Source organism: Fictibacillus phosphorivorans, from assembly GCF_023715845.1.
Classification (GTDB): domain Bacteria; phylum Bacillota; class Bacilli; order Bacillales; family Fictibacillaceae; genus Fictibacillus; species Fictibacillus phosphorivorans_D.
Genome location: NZ_JAMBOR010000011.1, coordinates 54236 through 74195, shown reverse-complemented (window position 1 = coordinate 74195; position 19960 = coordinate 54236). Strand labels below are relative to the sequence as shown.

Sequence of the window (19960 nt, the reverse complement as noted above, 5' to 3'; positions counted from 1 at the left end):
CTAGTAATTGACTACCTTCACCTTAAAAAAACCGCTGCGTAAAAATCACGCAGCGGTTTTTTCTATGTTAAGCCATTTGTTTCATTACCCATGGCTTCAATCGATTATATAAAGCTAAAAACAATAAAGTGATGATCATTCCTTTTACTAAATTAAATGGCGTGATCCCTTTAAGAATCAGGTCCATCATCATCTGACTGGACATCGGCTCGGCTCCAAGGAACCATGTATATGCCGGCAGGATAATCACGTAATTAAGGAATCCCATCATTAAGGTCATTAAAGCTGTTCCTAGAACCAGACCACCTGATAGACGTTTAACCGTATGTTTTTTGCGGAATAAGTACGATACTGGCAAAATAAACACTACACCGGCAATAAAGTTAGCCAGCTGTCCGACTGGAACCCCTGTAAAGCTTCCGACTATACCATAGTGTAGGGTGTTTTTTATTCCTTCCACCATGATACCTGCGATTGGACCAAAAATGATGGCCGCCAGCAGAGCGGGAACTTCACTAAAGTCGATTTTTAAGAATGGCGGCAGCCCCGGAAAGGGGAAGTCCAGCATCATCAGCACATATGAAATCGTACTGAGCATAGAAACAGCTACCATTTGTTTGATTTTTCCCTTTTGCATTGAAATCTCTCCTCTTTTGTCTTGCGCCATCTAATGATTTCAAATGCAGCACAGTCTGCATCACACAAAAAAACCTTAGCCATAAATTGTGGACTAAGGGAGTTGTTGTATGAAGAACAGCATCATTAAGAAGCATGTAGAATGCATACTTAACAAAGGGTTCCATCTTTTGTGATGAACCGCTGTACCAACATCTTCTCCCATCCAGACTATACTGTCGGCTCTGGAGTTACACCAGATCAGCATGAAAAATTCAAAGCTCGAATTTTTCCGCTCACGGGCTGATGAAGAGGGAATCTTCAATTACCGCCGGTCGGGAATTTCACCCTGCCCCGAAGATGGATCGCTATTGTATTTTGTTACACGACCTATTATACTTTAAAAAATGTTAGTTGTGAATAAGAACACCATTATCACACCTTAAATAGAGGATGAATGACATGAAATTAACCTTTGAATATACATGGCCTTATGAACGAATGATGAATGACATCTATATCGCCGAATGTCCTTTTTGTAAAAGTGATAACGTGTTGACCAGTTTTAAAGAAGAACAATTAGATCTTGCAAAAGAAGGCGTCAAGCAAAGGCTGATCATGCCGTGCTGTCATGGGAAGATTGTTATCCTGAATGCAGATGACGATTATTTTTATACCGATGAAAAATTAAGAAGCCGACAATAAGGAGCTTTAACGAAAACATGAAAAAACTGAAATTCACAAAAATGCATGGACTCGGAAATAATTATGTTTATGTAAATATGTTTAAAGAAACAATCCCTGAAGCTGACCTTCCATCTCTAGCGGTTGCTGTATCAAATCCTTATACTGGAATCGGATCGGATGGGATGATATTGATCTGTCCGAGTGAGAAAGCACCGGTTAAAATGAGGGTATTTAATAACGATGGTTCTGAAGCAAAAAATTGTGGAAACGGTCTTCGATGTGTCGCGAAATATGCTTATGAAAATGGCATAGTGAAAGAAGAAGAGTTCCAAATTGAAACCCTTGGGGGACTCGTTAGGGCAAAACTTGTTATGGATGCAGACCACCAAGTGACTCAGGTGACTATTAACATGGGCAATCCCATTCTTGATCCTGAACAAGTTCCTGTAAAAGGATTCTCAAACAAAGACTCAGTTATAAATGAACCCGTTTCATTTAAAGGTCGCGATTTAAATATGACCGCAGTCTCAATGGGGAATCCGCATGCTGTTTTCTTTGTAGATAATATTGAAGAAACGCCGTTGCATTCTTTAGGTCCTGTTATTGAAAAAGATTCGATGTTCCCGGATTGGGTGAATGCGGAATTTGTAGAGATGATTTCTGATCAAGAAATGCACTTTCGTGTCTGGGAAAGAGGGTCTGGCATTACACAAGCCTGTGGAACGGGAGCATGTGCCGCAGCCGTTGCAGCCATTTTAAACAAAAAAGCTGAAAAAAATACGGATATTACCGTTCATTTAGCTGGCGGAGACCTTATTATTAACTGGCAGGACAACGGAGATGTGTTAATGACTGGCCCTGCCGAAGTAATCTGTACAGGGGAATATCATATGAAATAGGTTGATTATACAAAAAGCCCGACTAGCAAAATGCAGTCGGGCTTTCATTATTCTTTAATATTTTTGAATAATGTTATAGAATGTGTCACGTTCAACAGGGGTTTTATTCGCTGTTTTAATTAAGTGAACAAGTTCTTTACGTGTAATACCTGATGATGTCAGGGCACCTACAGCATGTGAGATACGTTCTTCGATCAATGTTCCATGGATATCATCTGATCCAAAAGTAAGGGCCATTTGCGTAAGCTGTACGCCAATATTGATCCAATACGCTTTGATATGGTCAAAGTTATCCAGCATAAGGCGGCTGATTGCCAACGTTCTCATATCATCAAAAGCAGATGTACGTCGTGTTAAGCCCATTGATTGTGAACGAGGCTGCATAGCAAGTGGAATAAATACCATGAAACCGTTCGTTACATCTTGAAGCTGGCGGAGGCGGTCCATATGAATGAGACGCTCTTCCTTCGTCTCTATAGAACCGTACAACATGGTTGCATGTGTTTTTAGTCCTAATCCGTGTGCGATCTCATGAGCTTCAAGCCATTGATCCGTTGATGCCTTGTCAGGACTCATTTTTAAACGATAACGTTCAGTGAGGATTTCTGCTCCTCCACCTGGCATCGTATCAAGGCCAGCTTTAATCAATTCTTGTAAGGCTTCTTTCATAGAAATACCGGCAATTCTAGAGAAGAATTCAATTTCAGCTCCTGTATACGCTTTAACCGTAACTTGAGGATAATGCTTCTTTAACGTGCTGACGGTATTCAAGTAGTAATCAAAAGGAACTTCGTGATTATGCCCGCCAACGATGTGGAACTCACGAATATTGTCATTCCACCGTTTTTGAACATACTCTAAAAGCTGCCCTTCGTTCATCGTATAAGCGCCTTCTTCACCAGGTTTGCGTTTAAATCCGCAGAAGCTGCAAGTCGCTTCACAAACGTTCGTTGGGTTGATATATAGGTTTTCAATGAAATAGACATGATCTCCATTTTTTTGAAGATTCACTTCATTGGCGAGTGTTGCTACAGATAGCAAATCGTTCGTTTCATAAAGATACAAACCATCTTCAATTGTAAGGCGTTCACCATGTCTAACCTTTTCTGCAATTGCTTCCATTCGAGTATCGAGCGTTAAAATATTTGCCATATTTTTATCCCCCTAATTTTTCTAGCGAAATGTCGGATGATGTGTAAAAAAATTTTGAACCTAAGGACAGAGCTATGCTCTCCTTTTTTAAAGTCGATGCGAATACTATGTAAAATAAGGAATTTAAGGATAATCCTATCAAAACAAGCCTATTCAGGCATCAATATGCTTTTCTCATTATAAGCCTAAACATACATTTGGACAAGGAAGTCACTTTTATAAAAACTTTCTATAAACAAAAAAGCGTGTATTTTTTTAGGCGAATATTGTCTGTTAATTGAAAAAAATGTAAAATAGACGTACCTTACTTGTTGGAAAATGAAGAGTGGAGTGACGAAAATGAAAGCCCCATCAGCTGCCGCTAGACTAGAAAAAATCGAACAACTAGAAGCGTTACGTAATAAGATGATACAAACCGCAAATACATTTGGAATACAACATCCGATGGTTTTAAAATATAGTAAAAAAATTGATGAAACTCATAATAAGATTATGGAGCTGCAAAATAGCGAAAAATAGTTTGTCATAAGCGGATACCTTGAGAGCATAGAGCGGAAACGGTATACTTAAGTCATAATCCTTATTAAAAGGAGTGAGGTTAATGATCGTTGAGATTACAGAAAGTGCAGCAAGCAGAATTAAGGAAATGCTGGCTGATGAAGATGATAAAAATCAATTCCTTCGTGTTGCTGTAAAAGGCGGCGGATGTACGGGGCTCTCTTATGGAATGGGATTCGATAGCGAGCTTAGTGATTCAGACCAAGAAGAAATGATCGAAGGAATTCGTGTAGTTGTTGATGAAGATAGTGCGAAAGTGTTAAAAGGCACTGTAATTGATTTTAAACAGAACATGATGGGTGGAGGATTTACGATTACAAATCCAAACGCCATTGCATCATGCGGCTGTGGATCCTCTTTCCGTACAGCAACAAATGCGGGTACGCCAGAAGAGTGTTAATAACGATACAACTATAAAACCTCCTGAACTTAGGTTCAGGAGGTTTTTGTTATGTAATTACTATATAAGATTAAATATAAATGCAAGACCGATTAAATCTGATAATACCGATGCACCAATAAGGAGCATCTTGTTCTGTTTCTTTGTCTGCCTTAAACCAAGGGGCATTAAAACAGTTCCTAAAATAAAGAACACGATCCCTAAAATCAAATTCATTTCCATTGATTGATCTCCTCGTCTAAAAAAGGGTAAAAGAAAACCCGGCGCGCCAACACCGGGTTAAAAATCAAGTTTGTCAGCGGCACTTGTCCGCCTCACAAACTATAATAACAAAGAACTGGCTCAGAATCTAGAAGGAAATTATTCCAAGGTGTACTTTTCCAGTTCACTTAAAAGTTCTTTTAAACGCGGGACTTGGACTTTTGTATCCTCTACGAATGACTCATCCGTAATATGAAGCTGAGCTGCAATTCTTTGGATCTCCTGTAAACAGTCGGCTACATGCATTTCTTCTTCAGTAAATTGTCTATTCAAGGGAATCATTCCTTTCAACCATATGTATGAAAGGCACCAGACCCTGTGTCCGGTGCCTTTAAGATTATTTAAAATAAACTTGTGCTGTGCATTGGCTGCGTTTTTGCATTCGGATCGATATAGGTTTTGGCATTGTTTACAGCTGTTGGTGCTTCTCCAAAACCGGATGCGATCAGCTTCACTTTGCCGTCATACGTACACACATCACCAGCAGCATAGATGCCTTTAATGTTTGTTTCCATTTTAGAGTTCACAACGATTGAATTCTTTTGGATATCCAGTCCCCATGTTTTAATCGGACCAAGAGAAGAAATGAATCCGTAGTTGACGATAACGGCATCTACTTCGATCGTCTCTTTTAAATCTCCGTTCTGTAGGACAACTGCTGAAATATTTTCACCGTCACCAATCAATTCGGTTACTTGATATGGAGTCTTGACAACGACTTTGGAATTCATTAATTGTTCAACACTATGTTCATGAGCACGGAACTTATCACGTCTATGAGTCAGTGTCACTTGAGGTGAGATTGGTTCTAGCATCAACGACCAATCCAGGGCTGAATCTCCGCCTCCGCAAACGAGAACCCTTTTTCCTGCAAATGCTTGTAGATCATCTACGAAATAGTGCAAGTTTTTACCCTCATATTGTTGAGCAGTAGCTAACTCCAATCGGCGTGGCTGGAATGCACCAACGCCTGCTGTTATAAGTACAGCTTTACTATAATGAACCGTTTTATCGGTAGTTAGTTCAAAGATTTCTTCGTCATTCTTTTGTACGTTTTGAACAGATTCTTCTAAGACGACTGCAGGATTAAATTGCATCGCCTGCTCTTTTAAATTGTTAACAAGATCTTGTGCCAGAACTTTTGGGAAACCGGCAACATCGTATATGTATTTTTCAGGGTATAATGCAGAAAGCTGTCCACCAAGCTGTGGCATACTTTCAATAATTTTTACCTTCATCTGACGCATGCCGCCGTAAAATGCAGCGAACAATCCAGATGGACCTCCTCCAATAATCGTAATATCATAAATTTCTTTTGCCATCACTTTCACCTCTTCTGTTTTCTATGACTGATGAACATGTAATATGTTCTTAACCAGAACTCTTTGCTTGTCTCCATAAAAACATTCTTTATGAAGGCAAAAAGTCCTCTTTTTTCAATAGTATATTTTGGCATAGCGTGATTTTCAGAAAGATAACAATCCCCTAAAAGAATTGAATATTTATCATAACGAAAAAAGGGTTGAAAAAACAAGAGAAAAGGAATAAGATGAGTACGTATCAAAAAGATGTCGATATTTCGAACATTTTTTTTGCATTTATTTATGTCTTATTACGTGAAATATATCACAATCTCTTCCTTTTCTTCATATTTAATGATTGAAAAGGTCAAACTAAAAAAAACTAGAACTGGAAGTGAAATTAATGAGTAAGCCAAAAATACTTATTCTGGGCGGCGGTTATGGCGGAATCATGTCAGCTGTGCGTTTACAGAAAGAACTAGGTTCAGATGAAGCAGAAGTAACACTTGTAAACAAACATAACTATCATTACCAAACAACATGGCTTCATGAGAATGCTGCAGGTACATTGCATCACGACAAAACACGTATCATGATCGATGACATCATCGATATGAACAAAGTGAACTTTGTACAAGATACAGTTGTAGAAATCAAGAAAGATGAAAAACGTGTTGTCTTAGAGAACCAAGAGTTAACGTATGACTATTTAGTGATTGCTCTAGGATCAGATCCAGAAACATTTGGTATCCAAGGTCTTAAAGAAAATGCGTTCAGCATCCGCAGCATTAACTCTGTACGTAAAATTCGTGAGCACATTGACTACTCTTTTGCTCGCTATAATAATGAAGGACAAAAAGACGAGCTTATTACAATCGTAGTAGGTGGAGCTGGATTCACAGGTATCGAGTTCGTAGGAGAGCTTGCTGACCGTGTACCTGAGCTTTGCCGCGAGTATGATATTCCTCGTGAAAAAGTTCGTATCGTAAATATCGAGGCAGCTCCAACAGTTCTTCCTGGATTTGATGAAGAGCTTGTAGAGTATGCGATCAATAACTTAGAGCGCCGTGGAATTGAATTCCTTGTTAACACACCGATCAAAGAGTGTAATACAGATGGTGTTGTTCTAGCTAATGGTGAAGAAATCAAAGCAAATACAATCGTGTGGACAGGCGGAGTTCGCGGTAACCACCTAATTGAAGAAGCTGGATTTGAAACAATGCGCGGACGTGTGAAAGTGGATAAGGATCTTCGCATGCCAGGGTATGAGTACATCTTCGTAGCAGGAGATTGCGCACTTATCATTGATGAAGAAGCAAACCGTCCATATCCTCCAACTGCACAAATCGCTATTCAACAAGCTTACACAATCGGCCGTAATATCAAAGCATTGATGAATGGCGGAAAGCTTGAAGAATTCAAACCTGACATCAAAGGTACTGTTGCATCACTTGGAAAAGGTGAAGCGATCGGTAAAGTAGGAAACAAGAAGTTGTTTGGTGCTACAGCATCTGCAATGAAAAAAGTGATCGATAACCGTTACTTGTTCTTGCTTGGCGGAATTCCAATGGTTATTAAAAAAGGTAAATTAAAACTTTTCTAAATCGAATCGTGTAAAATAGGAACAGGAGCAAAATGCTTCTGTTCTTTTTTATCTTTATGAATCATATGGATGAAGCCCTAGAGAGAGGACGATTGTGCAGATGAATAAAAAAGACAGAGGGAAGGTCTGGCTCGCAGCTGCTGGCCTTTTAATAGATGAGGATGGAAAATGGCTCGTCGTAAAAAAGAAGTATGGTGGATTAAAAGGTAAATGGTCCATTCCGGCAGGTTTTGTTGATGCAGGTGAGACTGTAGACGAAGCAGCAGTTAGAGAAGTCTTTGAGGAGACGGGTATCTTAGGAGAAGTTGTTTCAGTTATAGGCATACGCTCAGGTGTAATCAAAGAAACCATCAGTGATAACATGATTGTTTTTTTGCTGAAAAAGAAAAGCGGGGCCATATTTCCCGCTGAAAGTGAAATAGAAAGTGCGGCATTCTTGACTCCCGAAGAGCTTCAGAAAGACCCCACCACTTCTTTGATGGTTCATTACTTTATGAATGAGACCAACAAGCATATAGAGGATAAAATGAATCCGGGAAGTCTATTCGGTTATACAACTTATAAAATTTTTGATTGTAGATAAAAATGTACGAAATATTCTGATAATTTAAGAATGTGCTTAATGATTACGCTTACATCAGGATATTTAGCCTTAAAACAGGTTTTTCAATCCCTTTATTCCTTGTTATTATTATCTGAAAATTTAAACTAAAAAAAGGGAGTGTTACAACATGAGAAAACATGCGGTTCAGAAAAATAAGCATGATCAATGTCAATATTGTGAAGGTAAAGGATATTTCCAGCTTTTGCTCGGAGGTTCTGAAACGTGTGTAGAATGCTGCGGAAGCGGAAAGAAAAGAGCTTAAGCACAGTAAGGTAACGCTCTCAATGTAATTGACGTAAATCTCCCCATTTAGTAAACTAACGACAGATATATGGGGGTGTCAACATCATGGATTTGCTTTTACCACAGTTTTTCATTTCAATGCTGCTTTTCATGGTTCTCTTTTTTGGAATCGGCTTTTTGCTAAATATGCTTCTGCGCGCTACATGGTTTATGGTTATTCTTTATCCGCTAGTTGTCGTTATGATCGTGGATGATGTCAGATTTTTTGAGTATTTTACTAAGCCAGGTTCAAGTTTTCAAAAGCTTGGAAGTCACTTAGTCAATTTATCTCCTTCAGATATAACAATATTAGCTTTCGGATTGATCGGTGCTATTTTAGCAGGTGTTGCGATCAAGATGCTCCGTGTCCGTGGTTATCAGATGTTCTAAAAGACTCTCCTTTTGGGGAGTCTTTTTTTGTCGTTTTCCGCGGATTGAGCGTTGTATTTTATATCTAATTTGGTGAAAAGGTCGATATTTGTCGTCTCGTGGTTATTTTTCAATTAACGTGGGATTTTTATGATTAGTGTAAGGATAAAAGAAATTAACGTGGGATAATCTCTACTATTCGTGGGATTCTTGGGTAAAACATTCCTAGAGGGTATATAAAGTTTAGTTTATTATCTCACTTAAACATGCACATCATATAAAATGCGCGCTTACCTGTCTAATTCTCTCCTGTTTTCCCGATAAAACAACTATTTCGTATACTATTTTTCACGTTTGGGAAGGAATAGTAGGGAGAGGAGTGGACATTTTTTGCTCACATTAAGAAAAATTGCAAAAAGAACTGTTTTCACCATTCTGTTTGTTTGTGCAATTTGCACAACGTTTCGTTCTGTTTCTGGGGTTCAGGCAGACGATATTGCCAGTTGGCTGGATGAACGACAATCGAGTGATATTCGGTTTGTTGATGCTGCACTGAAAACATTGTCACAAACTTTAAAAACAATGCCGTCCTTTTATGCTCCAAATATGATGCTTTCTTCTGCTGAAGTAAAGTCTCCAAAGTCGATAGAAGAGATCATTGATTTTACAAAATATCCATCTGTAAGTGTGACGGCAACAGGGTATACGGCCGGTAAAGAAAGTACAGGCAAAGAAAAAACGCATCCTGCTTATGGAATCACGAAGTCTGGAGTAAAGGTAAAAAGGGATTTATATTCTACCATTGCGGCTGATACAACCATTTTTCCGATCGGTACGGTTCTATGGATTCCCGGGTATGGATATGGAGTAGTAGCAGATACCGGTTCTGCGATAAAAGGCCATAGAATTGATCTTTATTACGATACCGTAGAAGAAGTCTATAAAAAATGGGGTAAGAAAACGATTGACGTGTATGTGGTACAGCGCGGAGATGGTAATATAACAGAAGCCGAACTGAAAGAATTGAACGAAGATAAATCCATGCAAGTGTTCAGACAGCAGCTTATATATTGATATAAGCTACATAATAAAAGAAAGAGCTTCAGGTTATCTCATGATAACCTGAAGCTCTTTCATATATCTTTCTTCATCGTCAGGTAAAAAAGCAGGATAATCTTGAGGATGAATAAGTGCAGCAAGTCTTTTTAAGCCGAAGATCAAACGTGGTGAAGGGCGGCAGAATAAAGATTCCTCAAGCTTTTCAATCTCCGTTCCAAAAGTGTGTAAGACTTCCCAGCCATCCCTCTTTTTTATGTGAGATGGATTCATCTTATCGGTTTTCACACCGACCCAAACCATACCGATCAGATCAGGTTTACGCTCCACAACGTCTTTCCATGTGGTTTGTACGGAGGCGAGCTCTACATCTTCAAAAATATTTAACCCGCCTGCAAGACGTGAGACCTCTGTCAGCCAATTTATCTTCCCAGGTGTGAAAACAGGTTTTGGCCACCATTCGAAATAGATTCTTTTACGGTGACGAAGAGTTTCACTAATTTTCTTATATTCTTCTATTTCATTCTTCATCCATTTCACGGCTTGAAGGGCTGAATCCATTTTGTTGACCCTTTTCCCTAAGTCCAGCAGATCGTTTTGAATATCAGCCAATGACTGTGGATCATAGATAACATGCGGAATGTTTCGCATTTTTAATTCTTCAATGTTCTTTTCCATTCCGGGTACACTTAAACTAGCTAAAACTAAATCGGGTTCTAAAGCCTCTAGTTTGTTCATATCGATCGATAAGTCAGGACCTAATCGCGGCAGTTGTTCAACGTCTGATGGCCAGTCTGAAAAGTCGTCCACTCCAATCAAATCAGAAGCTGCCCCTAAAAAGTGAAGAAGCTCAGTATTGCTCGGACAAATTGAGACCAGTTTCAAAACACGGTACCTCCTCTTATAAAAAGAGCCACGATAAGATTAATGTTTGTAAGATTCCAAGCAAACCGCCAAAGAACACCTCTTTAGGACTGTGTCCTAATAGCTCTTTTAACTCTTTTCTTTGCTCTTCAACATCTTTCTGTTCAAACTGTTTATTCGTTTCCTTAACGTGATCTCTGAATTCTTCTACTAAATCATTCAATACCGCAGCTTGTTCTCCTGCATGCCAACGAATACCTTTCGCATCATACATGACTATAATGGCAAACATAGTCGCAATAGCAAAAAGAGTAGAACCTACGCCATGAAGGGCACCCACTGCAGTCGCAAGAGATGTAACGGAAGCGGAGTGTGAACTTGGCATTCCACCAGTACTTATAAATAAGCCCCATTTAATTTGTCTAGTTTGAAAATAGTGGATCGGTATTTTTAGGAATTGTGCAGAAAAAACACCTAATAAAGCTGCAATTAATGGAAAGTTCAAGAATAGATCAGACATAAATGGCTCCCTCTCATTGTGGTGGTTTATAGTATGGCTTATTTAGATAGTTGTTACCCGATTTGAATGGTGTTCAATCTCTGATAACATGAAGATGGATGGAGGGGTGAAGATGGACTTTTTTTCTCAAGAGTATTATGAGTTTTTTGTTGTATTTAATGAAGGAGACTATTACACAGGGCATGATTTATTAGAGGCGATCTGGCTTACAGACCGAAGCAATCTGTTTATTAAGGGTCTCTTACAAATGACTGTTGCTTTATATCATTATGAATATGGCAATGTAAAAGGTGCACGTGAGATGATGAAAGTCGCAAAGGTCTATTTGGATCCTTACACCCCTCGATTTTGGAATTTAAATGTAGAGGAAGTCCTTCATTTTATTGATCAATGTCTAGATTTAATGCCACTTGATATAGATAGAGTTCCGTTCACCGCAGCAAAAAATCTCCCTGCCTTGCCGACATACTTTATGAATTTAGAAGAATAATACATGGGGAATTCGAAATATTCTAAAAGAAAGAGTATAATGATTGGGTAAGGAAGAAAATGTACAAGGGGGAACTTTAACGTGTTTACGATAAGACATCCATGGAATGCGAAAGAACAAGAAGAAGTCCTACTGGTCGGTTTATTTCAAGAACCTAAACTCTCTGGAGTGCTGGCGGATATAGATGAAGAGCTTAAAGGTCACATCACAGAACTGATTAAAGACGGTGACCTTTCAAATAAATTTAAAAGTATAAAAAAATTAAACACATTCAATCAGTTTGGTACAAAACGAATTTATTTTGCTGGTTTAGGAAAAAAAGAAGAGCTTACATATGACAGAGTAAGAAATACATTCGGAAGAGCGATTCAAGAGATTTTAAAAGAGAAGAGAACTCATTTTTCAATACTTCTGGATACTTTTAAGAGTGACCAATTATCAGAGGAAAAACTTGCTCATGCTTTTAGTGAAGCGGCAGGAACTTCGTCATATCAATTTGAGAACTATAAGAAGAAATCGAATGAACCCCAAAAAAAGCTTGAGAAAGTTACGGTATATACAGAAAGTAGAGAAGCAGAAACTGGCCTAACGAGCGGTTATGCGTATGCGAAAGGTATTAATCTAGCACGTGATCTCGTGAACACACCAGCCAATTTGCTGACACCGACAGACCTTGCAGCGGAAGCAATCGATGTGGCTTTAGAATACGGGATGGAATATGAAATCTTAGAAAAAGAAGATATGGAGAAGTTGGGGATGGGAGGTATCCTTGCTGTAAGTCAAGGTTCAGACCAGCCGCCTAAGTTGATCACCGTAAAATACCAAGGACGAAAAACATGGGATTCAGTAGTTGCTTTAGTAGGAAAGGGTTTAACCTTTGATGCCGGCGGTTACTCGATCAAACCTGCATTAAACATGCACGAGATGAAAAGCGACATGGGTGGAAGTGCTGCAGTGCTTGGTGCCATGGAAGCGATCGGTCGTTTGAAGCCTGAAATTAATATAATGTTTGTCATTCCATCTTCAGAAAACCTTGTAAACGGATCTGCCATGAAACCAGGTGATGTTATCACTTCTTTAAGCGGTAAAACGATCGAAGTGCGTAATACGGATGCTGAAGGACGCCTAATTCTTGGTGATGCGATTACGTACGCAAAAGAACAAGGAGCGGAATTCATCGTAGACGTTGCAACGTTAACAGGGGGCGTTTTAGTAGCCCTTGGTGATTGTACAACAGGTGCATTAACGAACGATGAACGTTTTTATGAGCATATTAAACAGTCCGCAGAAGATGAAGCGGAGTTTTTATGGCTGCTCCCTAGTTTCCAGCCATACAAAGATATGCTGAAATCAAGTGATGTCGCTGATCTTAACAATTCTACCGGAAAGCTGGGTCATGCGATAACAGGCGGATTATTTGTAGGAGAGTTCGCAGAGAAAACACCCTGGGTTCATTTGGATATCGCAGGAACAGCATATTCCTCGAAAGCATCTGAGCTTGGTCCAAAAGGTGCAACAGGGGTAATGGTCCGAACATTAACCACGTTTGTTCGAAACTTTAAAGCATAATACAAACAGGAAGCTGATTCTTACAGGATTTAGCTTCCTGTTTTTTATTGACACAAACAATCAAACATGTTAATTTGTTAAGAGTTTAACAAATTAATGATTTAGCGAAATAAAGCAATAAAGTTTTTAGGAGGAAATATTAATGAATGCTGTAGTATTAGCGGTAGCAATTATGCTGGTACTAAGCCTTTTACGTATACATGTAGTTGTTGCTTTACTAGTAGGTGCACTTACTGGCGGATTTATCGCCGGGATGGGCATTACAGATACAATAACAGTATTTACAGAAGGATTAGGATCCAATGCAGTCATTGCACTCAGTTATGCATTGCTAGGAAGTTTTGCTGTGGCTCTCTCACGAACAGGACTTCCGGTTTTGATGGTTAATAAAGCCATCTTGTTAGTAGGGAAAGAAGGAGAATCAAGAAAAAAATCACTTTCAAAAGTTCTAATTCTTTTTGTCATCTTAATGATCTCATCTTTTTCTCAGAACTTGATTCCCGTTCATATCGCCATTATTCCAATATTCATTCCGCCACTTCTGCATGTTTTGAATGAACTTCAACTAGACAGACGTCTTGTGGCGACTGTTATTACATTTGGTCTAATAACGCCTTACATGTGGTTTCCGGTCGGTTTTGGTGGTATCTTTCACGAAATCCTTCAGACGAATATGAAAGATAGCGGTTTAACGATAAAATTAGATCAAATTCCAACAGCGATGACAATACCATCCTTTGGTATGATCGCAGGACTACTGATTGCTGTCTTCATCACGTACCGAAAGCCTCGTAGCTATGAAACTAAAGCCATTAGCGCTTCGGATTCAGAAAAAGCTGCCTATACAAAAAGATCAATCATTATTGCAGTTCTAGCAATTGCCGCAACACTTTTCGTACAATTAAAAACGGACTCAATGATCTTCGGTGCTCTTTCAGGTATTGTACTTCTGTATTTTAGTGGTCAACTAAAATTAAAATCTTCTGATGCTATCCTGACGGAAGGCATGAAAATGATGTCTTATATCGGTTTCGTCATGATCGCTGCAGCTGGTTTTGCTGAAGTTATGCGTGAGACTGGTGATGTTGAAAAACTGGTCAAAGATAGTGCTGCATTAATCGGTAACTCCACTTCACTCGGAGTACTGCTCATGTTAGTAATCGGCCTGCTGGTAACAATGGGAATTGGTTCTTCATTCTCAACCATTCCGATCATTACAACCATCTTCGTTCCACTTTGTGCCGAGCTAGGCCTAAGTGTAATGGCAACGATCGCACTGATTGGAACATCAGCTGCACTAGGGGACGCAGGATCACCGGCATCAGACAGTACACTCGGACCAACATCAGGTTTAAATGTAGACAATCAGCATAATCACATTTGGGATACATGCGTCCCAACCTTCATGCATTACAACTTACCATTGATCGTATTTGGTTACATCGCAGTCATGGTGTTATAAAGATAAAAAAGACAGGCTCATCTGAGTCTGTCTTTTTTAGCATTTTGGTTATTGTTATTGCATGATGTTGACTAAGGATCTATTTTAAAAGAATACTTTTTCTTTAGATCTTCTAAGCAAGTCGATTGTAGTGGAAGGTGCGAGACTCCTAATGACGCATAGCGGCAGGAGGCTCACCGCACGCCCCATGGAAAGCGAGTGCCCGAACCGGAGATCGACTACTTTCAAAAAAACAGTAAAAACAAAAATGCCTTTATTTTTTTAAAAAATACACATCCTATAAAGTAAGGAGGGATGTAACAATGGCTAAAAGAAAACATGCTTTAGACGCAGCCAAAAGAAACAATCAAACACCCACAGAAAGTATGACAAACGTTGAATTTTCAGATGAAAAGTTTTCAGACGAAATCCCAAAAAGAGATACACAAAGTCCGCGATCTAAAGGAAAATAAGAAAAAGCTGGCACTTCATAGCCAGCTTTTTCCTTTATTCAAAGAAATTTAGCTCGGGTATCCATTGTTTCATATGTGACTTCATTTCATCATATGATTTTTTCATACCAGTCAGGTTTTTCATTGGGTGGATAACGAAAGAACGATCGACATATGTCGGAAGAAATTTAGGTTCCCTAAGGCTGATTTCAGTCTCTTCTCCTTTTACATGCTTCGTTACGGTAAGTTGTACAACACCGCCAATATCTTTAAAATTCCCTCTTTGACCTGATAGGAAATTACCTAATGAATAAGCAACAAATGTTTTTGAACCATCGCTCGCTGTCTCCCACTTCACGGGCTGGAGGACGTGTGGATGATGCCCGATGATGATATCACCGCCAGCTTCTGTTACGACTTTTACCATTTCCTTTTGAAAATCATTTGGCATTCTTTCATATTCATTGCCGAAATGCAAAGAAACTACGGATACATCGGATATCTCTTTAGCCCTTTTTATTTCCTTTTTGATCTTTTCTGCCTCGATTAAATTTACAAGATGATCTTTCCCAGTAGGGACAGGTATTCCGTTTGTCCCGTATGTATAACTTAAAAAGGAAACCGTGATATCGTTCTTTTTCATGAGCCTTATGTTTTGTTGATCTTCTTGTGAAGCATATGCGCCCGTGTACACGACATCAATTTCGTTCCAATAATTTAAGGCGCTAAGTATAACTTTTTCTCCTCGATCCAGGGTATGGTTGTTCGCTAAGGTAACAAGGTCAACCCCATTCTCCTTTAATGCATCTCCCACCTCGTGGGGAGAATTGAATGATGGGTATGAAGATAACCCGTGCTGTGTACCGCCGATCATCGTCTCCTGGTTAGCCACAGTAATATCGGGCTGTGTGAGATAGGATTTTACGGGAACAAAATTCGGATTGAAATTATATTGGCCTGATTGCTGTTTGGCTTTATTATAAACTGTGTCATGAATTAAAATATCACCAACAGCTGCAAGTGTCAGGCTTGTCGATTTTTCAACTGGCTTTTCTACGGCAGGTTCAGGTTTCGGTTCTTTCTTTTGAGGCACAGCCATATTTTCCTGTTTGGTTGGCTTTTTCTCTTCTACGACCTTTAAATCTGCGTTATTATACATATATAAGAGTACAATGGTAATAAAGAAAACAAAAATAATTCCGAAAAACCACAGATAACGTTTCACTGGCAACACCCCTTTTTTTCTATCATAATAGATGATAGCAGAAAAAGTATAGGTCTTTTTACCTTGTATTGAAAACGGTTACAAGTAATAGTCGCAGGAGGAATGGACAAAATGAGCCGAATTACAGCAGAAACAGTAGAACGTTTAGATCAGAATGATAAACTTGCTTCCTTTAAAAATGAGTTTTATGTAAAAAATGATTCAATATACTTAGATGGGAATTCATTAGGGTTATTATCTAGACGCGCGGAACAATCCTTACTAGAAGTGCTTGATGATTGGAAAACCCATGGAATCGATGGATGGATGAGTGGTAAATATCCTTGGTTCACGTTGAGCGAGAAGTTAGGAGAGAAGTTAGCCGTTCTAGTAGGTGCAGAGGCGAAAGAAGTGATCGTGACCGGATCAACAACCGTGAACCTGCATCAGCTCGTGGGAACTTTTTTTGATCCAAAACCAGGCAAGACCAAAATTTTAGCGGATGAACTGACTTTTCCTTCAGATATCTATGCTCTTCAAAGTCAGCTGAAGCTTAAAGGGCTTAATCCTGAAACAGAATTGATCCGAGTGAAGAGCAAGGACGGAATGACTTTAGATGAACAAGATATTATTGATGCGATGACAGATGACGTAGCGCTTATCGTGCTGCCTTCTGTTCTGTACCGCAGTGGTCAGCTGCTTGATTTAGAACGTTTGACGAAAGAAGCACACAAACGAAACATTCCGATCGGGTTTGATCTATGTCATTCAATTGGTGCGATTCCTCATGAATTATCCAAGTGGGACGTTGATTTTGCCTTATGGTGCAACTATAAATACGTAAATGCAGGACCTGGAGGAGTAGCTGGTATCTATGTAAACAAAAAGCATTTCACAAAGACACCTGGACTTTCAGGATGGTTCGGCAGCAAAAAAGAATCACAGTTTGATATGGATCATACTTTTGATGCTGAAGAGTCAGCTGGCGGGTTTCAAATTGGCACCCCTCATATGCTTAGTACGGCACCATTGATCGGCTCTCTTTCCATTTTTGAAGAAGCGAAGATCGAGCGAATCAGAAGTAAATCCTTACAATTAACAAAATTATTGATGGATCTCTTAGAACAAGAATTGAAAGATGTATTTAAGATTGTTAACCCAATAGACGACACAAAGCGAGGCGGGCATGTAGCATTGATGCATAACGATGCAGCTAGAATTTGTAAAGCGTTAAAGGATAATGGCATCGTACCGGACTTCCGTGCTCCAAATGTGATCCGACTTGCTCCCGTAGCACTTTATAATTCATTCCGTGACGTTTATGATGCTGTACACATCTTAGCCAAAATCATGAACACGCGGGAATATGAGAAATATGAAAATAAACGGGAAGTCATTGCTTAGGGAGATGAATATGAAAATATATGATATTTCTATGCCGCTATATAACGGGGTTCCAAATTGGCCAGGTGACACTCCTTATGCATTTGACCTGCCTTGGACGAAGGAGCAATCAGGCTCTGTTAACGTTGGCAGACTAGAGATGAGTACGCATACCGGTACACATATCGATGCCCCTTTTCATTTTGATAATGAAGGAAAAAGAGTCATTGACTTGCCTTTAGATCTATACACAGGTCCTGCTTTAGTTATTGACGTTACAGGAAGCAAGGAGATTACAGCTGAATCAATCGACGGGCGACTTACAAACGGCACAAAACGTGTGATTTTTAAGACGAGTTGCTGGAGTGACCGCACTACATTCCCTGATCAAATTGTCCCAATATCTTCAGAAGTCGTTCCGCTTTTAAAAGTGCAGGGAGTTGGCTTGATTGGCGTGGATATGCCGTCCGTAGACCCTCTCGACAGCAAGGAACTGCAAGCACACCATGCGCTTCATCAGCATAACATCCATATTTTAGAAGGCTTGCTGCTGGATGACGTACCAGAGGGGGAGTATGAACTCATTGCACTTCCCCTTCCGCTACAAGAGGGAGACGGCAGCCCTGTGCGTGCTATTCTTAAAGAACGGAGCTAATCTTCAAATCTTGTTAAAGCTTAAGCAAAGATTAAAAACAAGCACATCTTTATGTGTTTGTTTTTTTGTTAAACAGCATCTTTTGAGATTTGATGGGTTGTTCCTTATAATAGGAAAGAGATGCTTATTGGAGGAAAATGATGTTTAAGTATGGATTTACAAATTACTTTGAAGGAATACTCAACTTTACAGGCTATGAAATAAACAAAGTTGGCCCGTGGTTAAATGTATATCTATCATTCGAGATTGAAAATGTAGAAATTCTTCCTGAAGGATTAAATGAGCCAAGTGCTCTAGTTGTGTATGATCATGAAGGGGAGCTTCAGGATATTATCGCACAGGATGAAGGTGTAGATTGTGAATACAAGTTTACAGATAAAGAGAAAGAACAAATCCAAACCTATTTAGAACGAATAAATGAAAAACACCCCATCAAAGGAGAGTGAAAGATAAATGAAGATCACAGGAATCGAACCAACACCGAGCCCCAACTCCATGAAAATAAACTTAGATGAGACATTGCCGGGAACAGAGCGTCATAATTATACGAAAGACAACGCGGAGAACGCTCCTGAATTCATTCGAGAAATCTTGAAAGTAGAAGGCGTAAAGAGCATCTATCATGTTGCTGATTTTATGGCTCTCGATCGGAATCCTCGTTCAAAATGGGAAGATATTTTAGCTGGAGTCCGAAAAGTATTTGGACAGGAAGAAGAAGCTGCAGAAGAACAAAGTGAGGAAAAGGAAGAGGAGATTACTGAGATTACAGTTCTCATTCAAATATTCCGTGGACTTCCAATGCAGATTAAACTTAAAACAGAAAAAGAAGAAAAACGTGTTGGACTTCCTGAACGATTTGCAAAAGCCGCATTAAAGGCACAGGATGCTTCCGATAACCTTGTAATGGAGCGGCAATGGGAAGAGCAAGGTGTTCGTTATGGAACGTTTGAGCAAGTAGGAAATGAAGTAGCAGAAGAAATTTCAGCTGTCTATCCGCAAGAAAGGCTTGATCAGCTAGTAGAACAGGCTTTTAGCTCAAATAAGGGCCAAGATGTAGAAGAAGAAACCGTTTCTACTTCTGAGGTAGCGGAGAAACTCTGCGATAGTGACTGGCAGACCCGTTATGCCGCACTTGAAAGAATGAATCCTACCCTTGATGATGTCATGGTATTAAAACAAGCATTAAAGGATGAAAAGCCATCCATCAGACGTTTAGCTGTTGTATATTTAGGAATGATTGAAGACGAAGCGGTTCTTCCGTTATTATATCTTGCCTTGCAGGATAAAAATGTATCTGTAAGACGTACAGCAGGTGATGCCTTGTCTGATCTGGGGAACCCAAAAGCGATACCAGTCATGTGTGATGCACTATCAGATAAAAACAAATTAGTTCGCTGGCGTGCAGCACGTTTCCTTTTTGAAGTTGGTGATGAGACAGCAATTCCGGCATTGAAAGCTGCACAGGATGATCCAGAATTTGAAGTAGCCTTACAGGTAAAAATCGCTTTGGAACGAATTCAAAGCGGTGAAGAAGCAGCAGGAACGGTTTGGCAACAGATGACGAAGAGCAGAGAACAATAAGCATGATAGGATGA

The 19960-nt window shown here is 39.4% G+C and carries 25 protein-coding genes and 1 riboswitch; of the genes, 17 read left to right on the top strand and 8 right to left on the bottom strand.

Annotated elements, in window-relative coordinates:
- Positions 1-67: 67 nt before the first annotated feature.
- Entirely contained in the window at positions 68-637 is a 570-nt protein-coding gene (locus M3206_RS10170; protein WP_251312414.1) for an ECF transporter S component, read from the bottom strand.
- Between the two features lie 188 nt (positions 638-825).
- Positions 826-981, bottom strand: a riboswitch (FMN riboswitch).
- Between the two features lie 96 nt (positions 982-1077).
- Between M3206_RS10170 and M3206_RS10165 the strand changes: the two genes are divergently transcribed.
- Positions 1078-1320 carry a hypothetical protein gene (locus M3206_RS10165; RefSeq protein ID WP_251312413.1) on the top strand — a complete coding sequence of 81 codons (243 nt, stop codon included), beginning with the start codon at positions 1078-1080 and terminating at the stop codon, positions 1318-1320.
- Between the two features lie 17 nt (positions 1321-1337).
- Entirely contained in the window at positions 1338-2201 is an 864-nt protein-coding gene (gene dapF, locus M3206_RS10160; protein ID WP_251312412.1) for a diaminopimelate epimerase, read from the top strand.
- A 54-nt stretch (positions 2202-2255) separates the two neighbouring features.
- Here the strand turns inward: dapF and mqnE are convergent, their stop codons facing one another.
- Complete coding sequence (mqnE, locus tag M3206_RS10155; RefSeq protein WP_251312411.1) at positions 2256-3353, bottom strand: aminofutalosine synthase MqnE; 1098 nt, start codon at positions 3351-3353, stop codon at positions 2256-2258.
- A 339-nt stretch (positions 3354-3692) separates the two neighbouring features.
- Between mqnE and M3206_RS10150 the strand changes: the two genes are divergently transcribed.
- A complete protein-coding gene (locus M3206_RS10150; RefSeq protein WP_251312410.1) occupies positions 3693-3872 on the top strand; it encodes an aspartyl-phosphate phosphatase Spo0E family protein in 180 nt (59 codons plus the stop codon).
- Between the two features lie 82 nt (positions 3873-3954).
- On the top strand, positions 3955-4311 hold the full coding sequence (locus M3206_RS10145) for a HesB/IscA family protein (protein ID WP_251312409.1): 357 nt from the start codon (positions 3955-3957) through the stop codon (positions 4309-4311).
- A 60-nt stretch (positions 4312-4371) separates the two neighbouring features.
- Here M3206_RS10145 and M3206_RS10140 read toward each other — a convergent pair whose 3' ends face one another.
- The 3 genes from M3206_RS10140 to M3206_RS10130 form a co-directional block, all read right to left on the bottom strand.
- Entirely contained in the window at positions 4372-4533 is a 162-nt protein-coding gene (locus tag M3206_RS10140; RefSeq protein WP_251312408.1) for a hypothetical protein, read from the bottom strand.
- 138 nt (positions 4534-4671) lie between these two features.
- Entirely contained in the window at positions 4672-4845 is a 174-nt protein-coding gene (locus M3206_RS10135; protein ID WP_251312407.1) for a hypothetical protein, read from the bottom strand.
- Between the two features lie 68 nt (positions 4846-4913).
- A complete protein-coding gene (locus M3206_RS10130) occupies positions 4914-5894 on the bottom strand; it encodes an NAD(P)/FAD-dependent oxidoreductase (RefSeq protein WP_251312406.1) in 981 nt (326 codons plus the stop codon).
- A 382-nt stretch (positions 5895-6276) separates the two neighbouring features.
- Between M3206_RS10130 and M3206_RS10125 the strand changes: the two genes are divergently transcribed.
- The 5 genes from M3206_RS10125 (at position 6277) to M3206_RS10105 (ending at position 9805) form a co-directional block, all read left to right on the top strand.
- Entirely contained in the window at positions 6277-7476 is a 1200-nt protein-coding gene (locus tag M3206_RS10125) for an NAD(P)/FAD-dependent oxidoreductase (RefSeq protein ID WP_251312405.1), read from the top strand.
- A gap of 100 nt (positions 7477-7576) precedes the next feature.
- Positions 7577-8059 (top strand): NUDIX domain-containing protein, encoded by a 483-nt coding sequence (locus M3206_RS10120; protein WP_251312404.1) that lies wholly within the window; start codon positions 7577-7579, stop codon positions 8057-8059.
- A gap of 148 nt (positions 8060-8207) precedes the next feature.
- Complete coding sequence (locus M3206_RS10115) at positions 8208-8342, top strand: YuiA family protein (RefSeq protein ID WP_251312403.1); 135 nt, start codon at positions 8208-8210, stop codon at positions 8340-8342.
- A gap of 86 nt (positions 8343-8428) precedes the next feature.
- Positions 8429-8752: a YuiB family protein gene (locus M3206_RS10110; RefSeq protein ID WP_251312402.1), complete on the top strand. Its 324-nt coding sequence runs from the start codon at positions 8429-8431 to the stop codon at positions 8750-8752.
- 369 nt (positions 8753-9121) lie between these two features.
- Entirely contained in the window at positions 9122-9805 is a 684-nt protein-coding gene (locus M3206_RS10105) for a 3D domain-containing protein (RefSeq protein WP_251312401.1), read from the top strand.
- 33 nt (positions 9806-9838) lie between these two features.
- Here M3206_RS10105 and M3206_RS10100 read toward each other — a convergent pair whose 3' ends face one another.
- Together M3206_RS10100 and M3206_RS10095 are read right to left on the bottom strand one after the other, a co-directional pair.
- Entirely contained in the window at positions 9839-10672 is an 834-nt protein-coding gene (locus M3206_RS10100; protein WP_251312400.1) for a helical backbone metal receptor, read from the bottom strand.
- Positions 10673-10688: 16 nt separating this feature from the next.
- Positions 10689-11171 carry a divergent PAP2 family protein gene (locus M3206_RS10095; RefSeq protein WP_251312399.1) on the bottom strand — a complete coding sequence of 161 codons (483 nt, stop codon included), beginning with the start codon at positions 11169-11171 and terminating at the stop codon, positions 10689-10691.
- Between the two features lie 112 nt (positions 11172-11283).
- Between M3206_RS10095 and M3206_RS10090 the strand changes: the two genes are divergently transcribed.
- The 4 genes from M3206_RS10090 (at position 11284) to M3206_RS10075 (ending at position 15144) form a co-directional block, all read left to right on the top strand.
- Positions 11284-11661: a DUF309 domain-containing protein gene (locus M3206_RS10090; RefSeq protein ID WP_251312398.1), complete on the top strand. Its 378-nt coding sequence runs from the start codon at positions 11284-11286 to the stop codon at positions 11659-11661.
- 81 nt (positions 11662-11742) lie between these two features.
- A complete protein-coding gene (locus tag M3206_RS10085) occupies positions 11743-13230 on the top strand; it encodes a leucyl aminopeptidase (protein ID WP_251312397.1) in 1488 nt (495 codons plus the stop codon).
- Positions 13231-13372: 142 nt separating this feature from the next.
- On the top strand, positions 13373-14692 hold the full coding sequence (locus tag M3206_RS10080) for a Na+/H+ antiporter family protein (RefSeq protein ID WP_251312396.1): 1320 nt from the start codon (positions 13373-13375) through the stop codon (positions 14690-14692).
- A gap of 302 nt (positions 14693-14994) precedes the next feature.
- A complete protein-coding gene (locus M3206_RS10075) occupies positions 14995-15144 on the top strand; it encodes a hypothetical protein (protein WP_251312395.1) in 150 nt (49 codons plus the stop codon).
- A gap of 34 nt (positions 15145-15178) precedes the next feature.
- On the opposite strand, the gene M3206_RS10070 is transcribed toward M3206_RS10075, so the two are convergent.
- Entirely contained in the window at positions 15179-16348 is a 1170-nt protein-coding gene (locus M3206_RS10070) for a CapA family protein (protein WP_251312394.1), read from the bottom strand.
- Positions 16349-16459: 111 nt separating this feature from the next.
- On the opposite strand from M3206_RS10070, the gene kynU reads away from it, so the two are divergent.
- The 4 genes from kynU (at position 16460) to M3206_RS10050 (ending at position 19946) form a co-directional block, all read left to right on the top strand.
- The gene (gene kynU, locus M3206_RS10065) at positions 16460-17731 is read left to right on the top strand and encodes a kynureninase (protein ID WP_251312393.1); all 1272 of its coding nucleotides are present in this window, start codon (positions 16460-16462) and stop codon (positions 17729-17731) included.
- Between the two features lie 10 nt (positions 17732-17741).
- Positions 17742-18365, top strand: a complete 624-nt coding sequence (gene kynB / locus M3206_RS10060) for an arylformamidase (protein WP_251312392.1) — start codon at positions 17742-17744, stop codon at positions 18363-18365.
- A gap of 140 nt (positions 18366-18505) precedes the next feature.
- Positions 18506-18811: a hypothetical protein gene (locus tag M3206_RS10055; protein WP_251312391.1), complete on the top strand. Its 306-nt coding sequence runs from the start codon at positions 18506-18508 to the stop codon at positions 18809-18811.
- 7 nt (positions 18812-18818) lie between these two features.
- Entirely contained in the window at positions 18819-19946 is a 1128-nt protein-coding gene (locus tag M3206_RS10050) for a conserved virulence factor C family protein (RefSeq protein ID WP_251312390.1), read from the top strand.
- Positions 19947-19960: the final 14 nt, after the last annotated feature.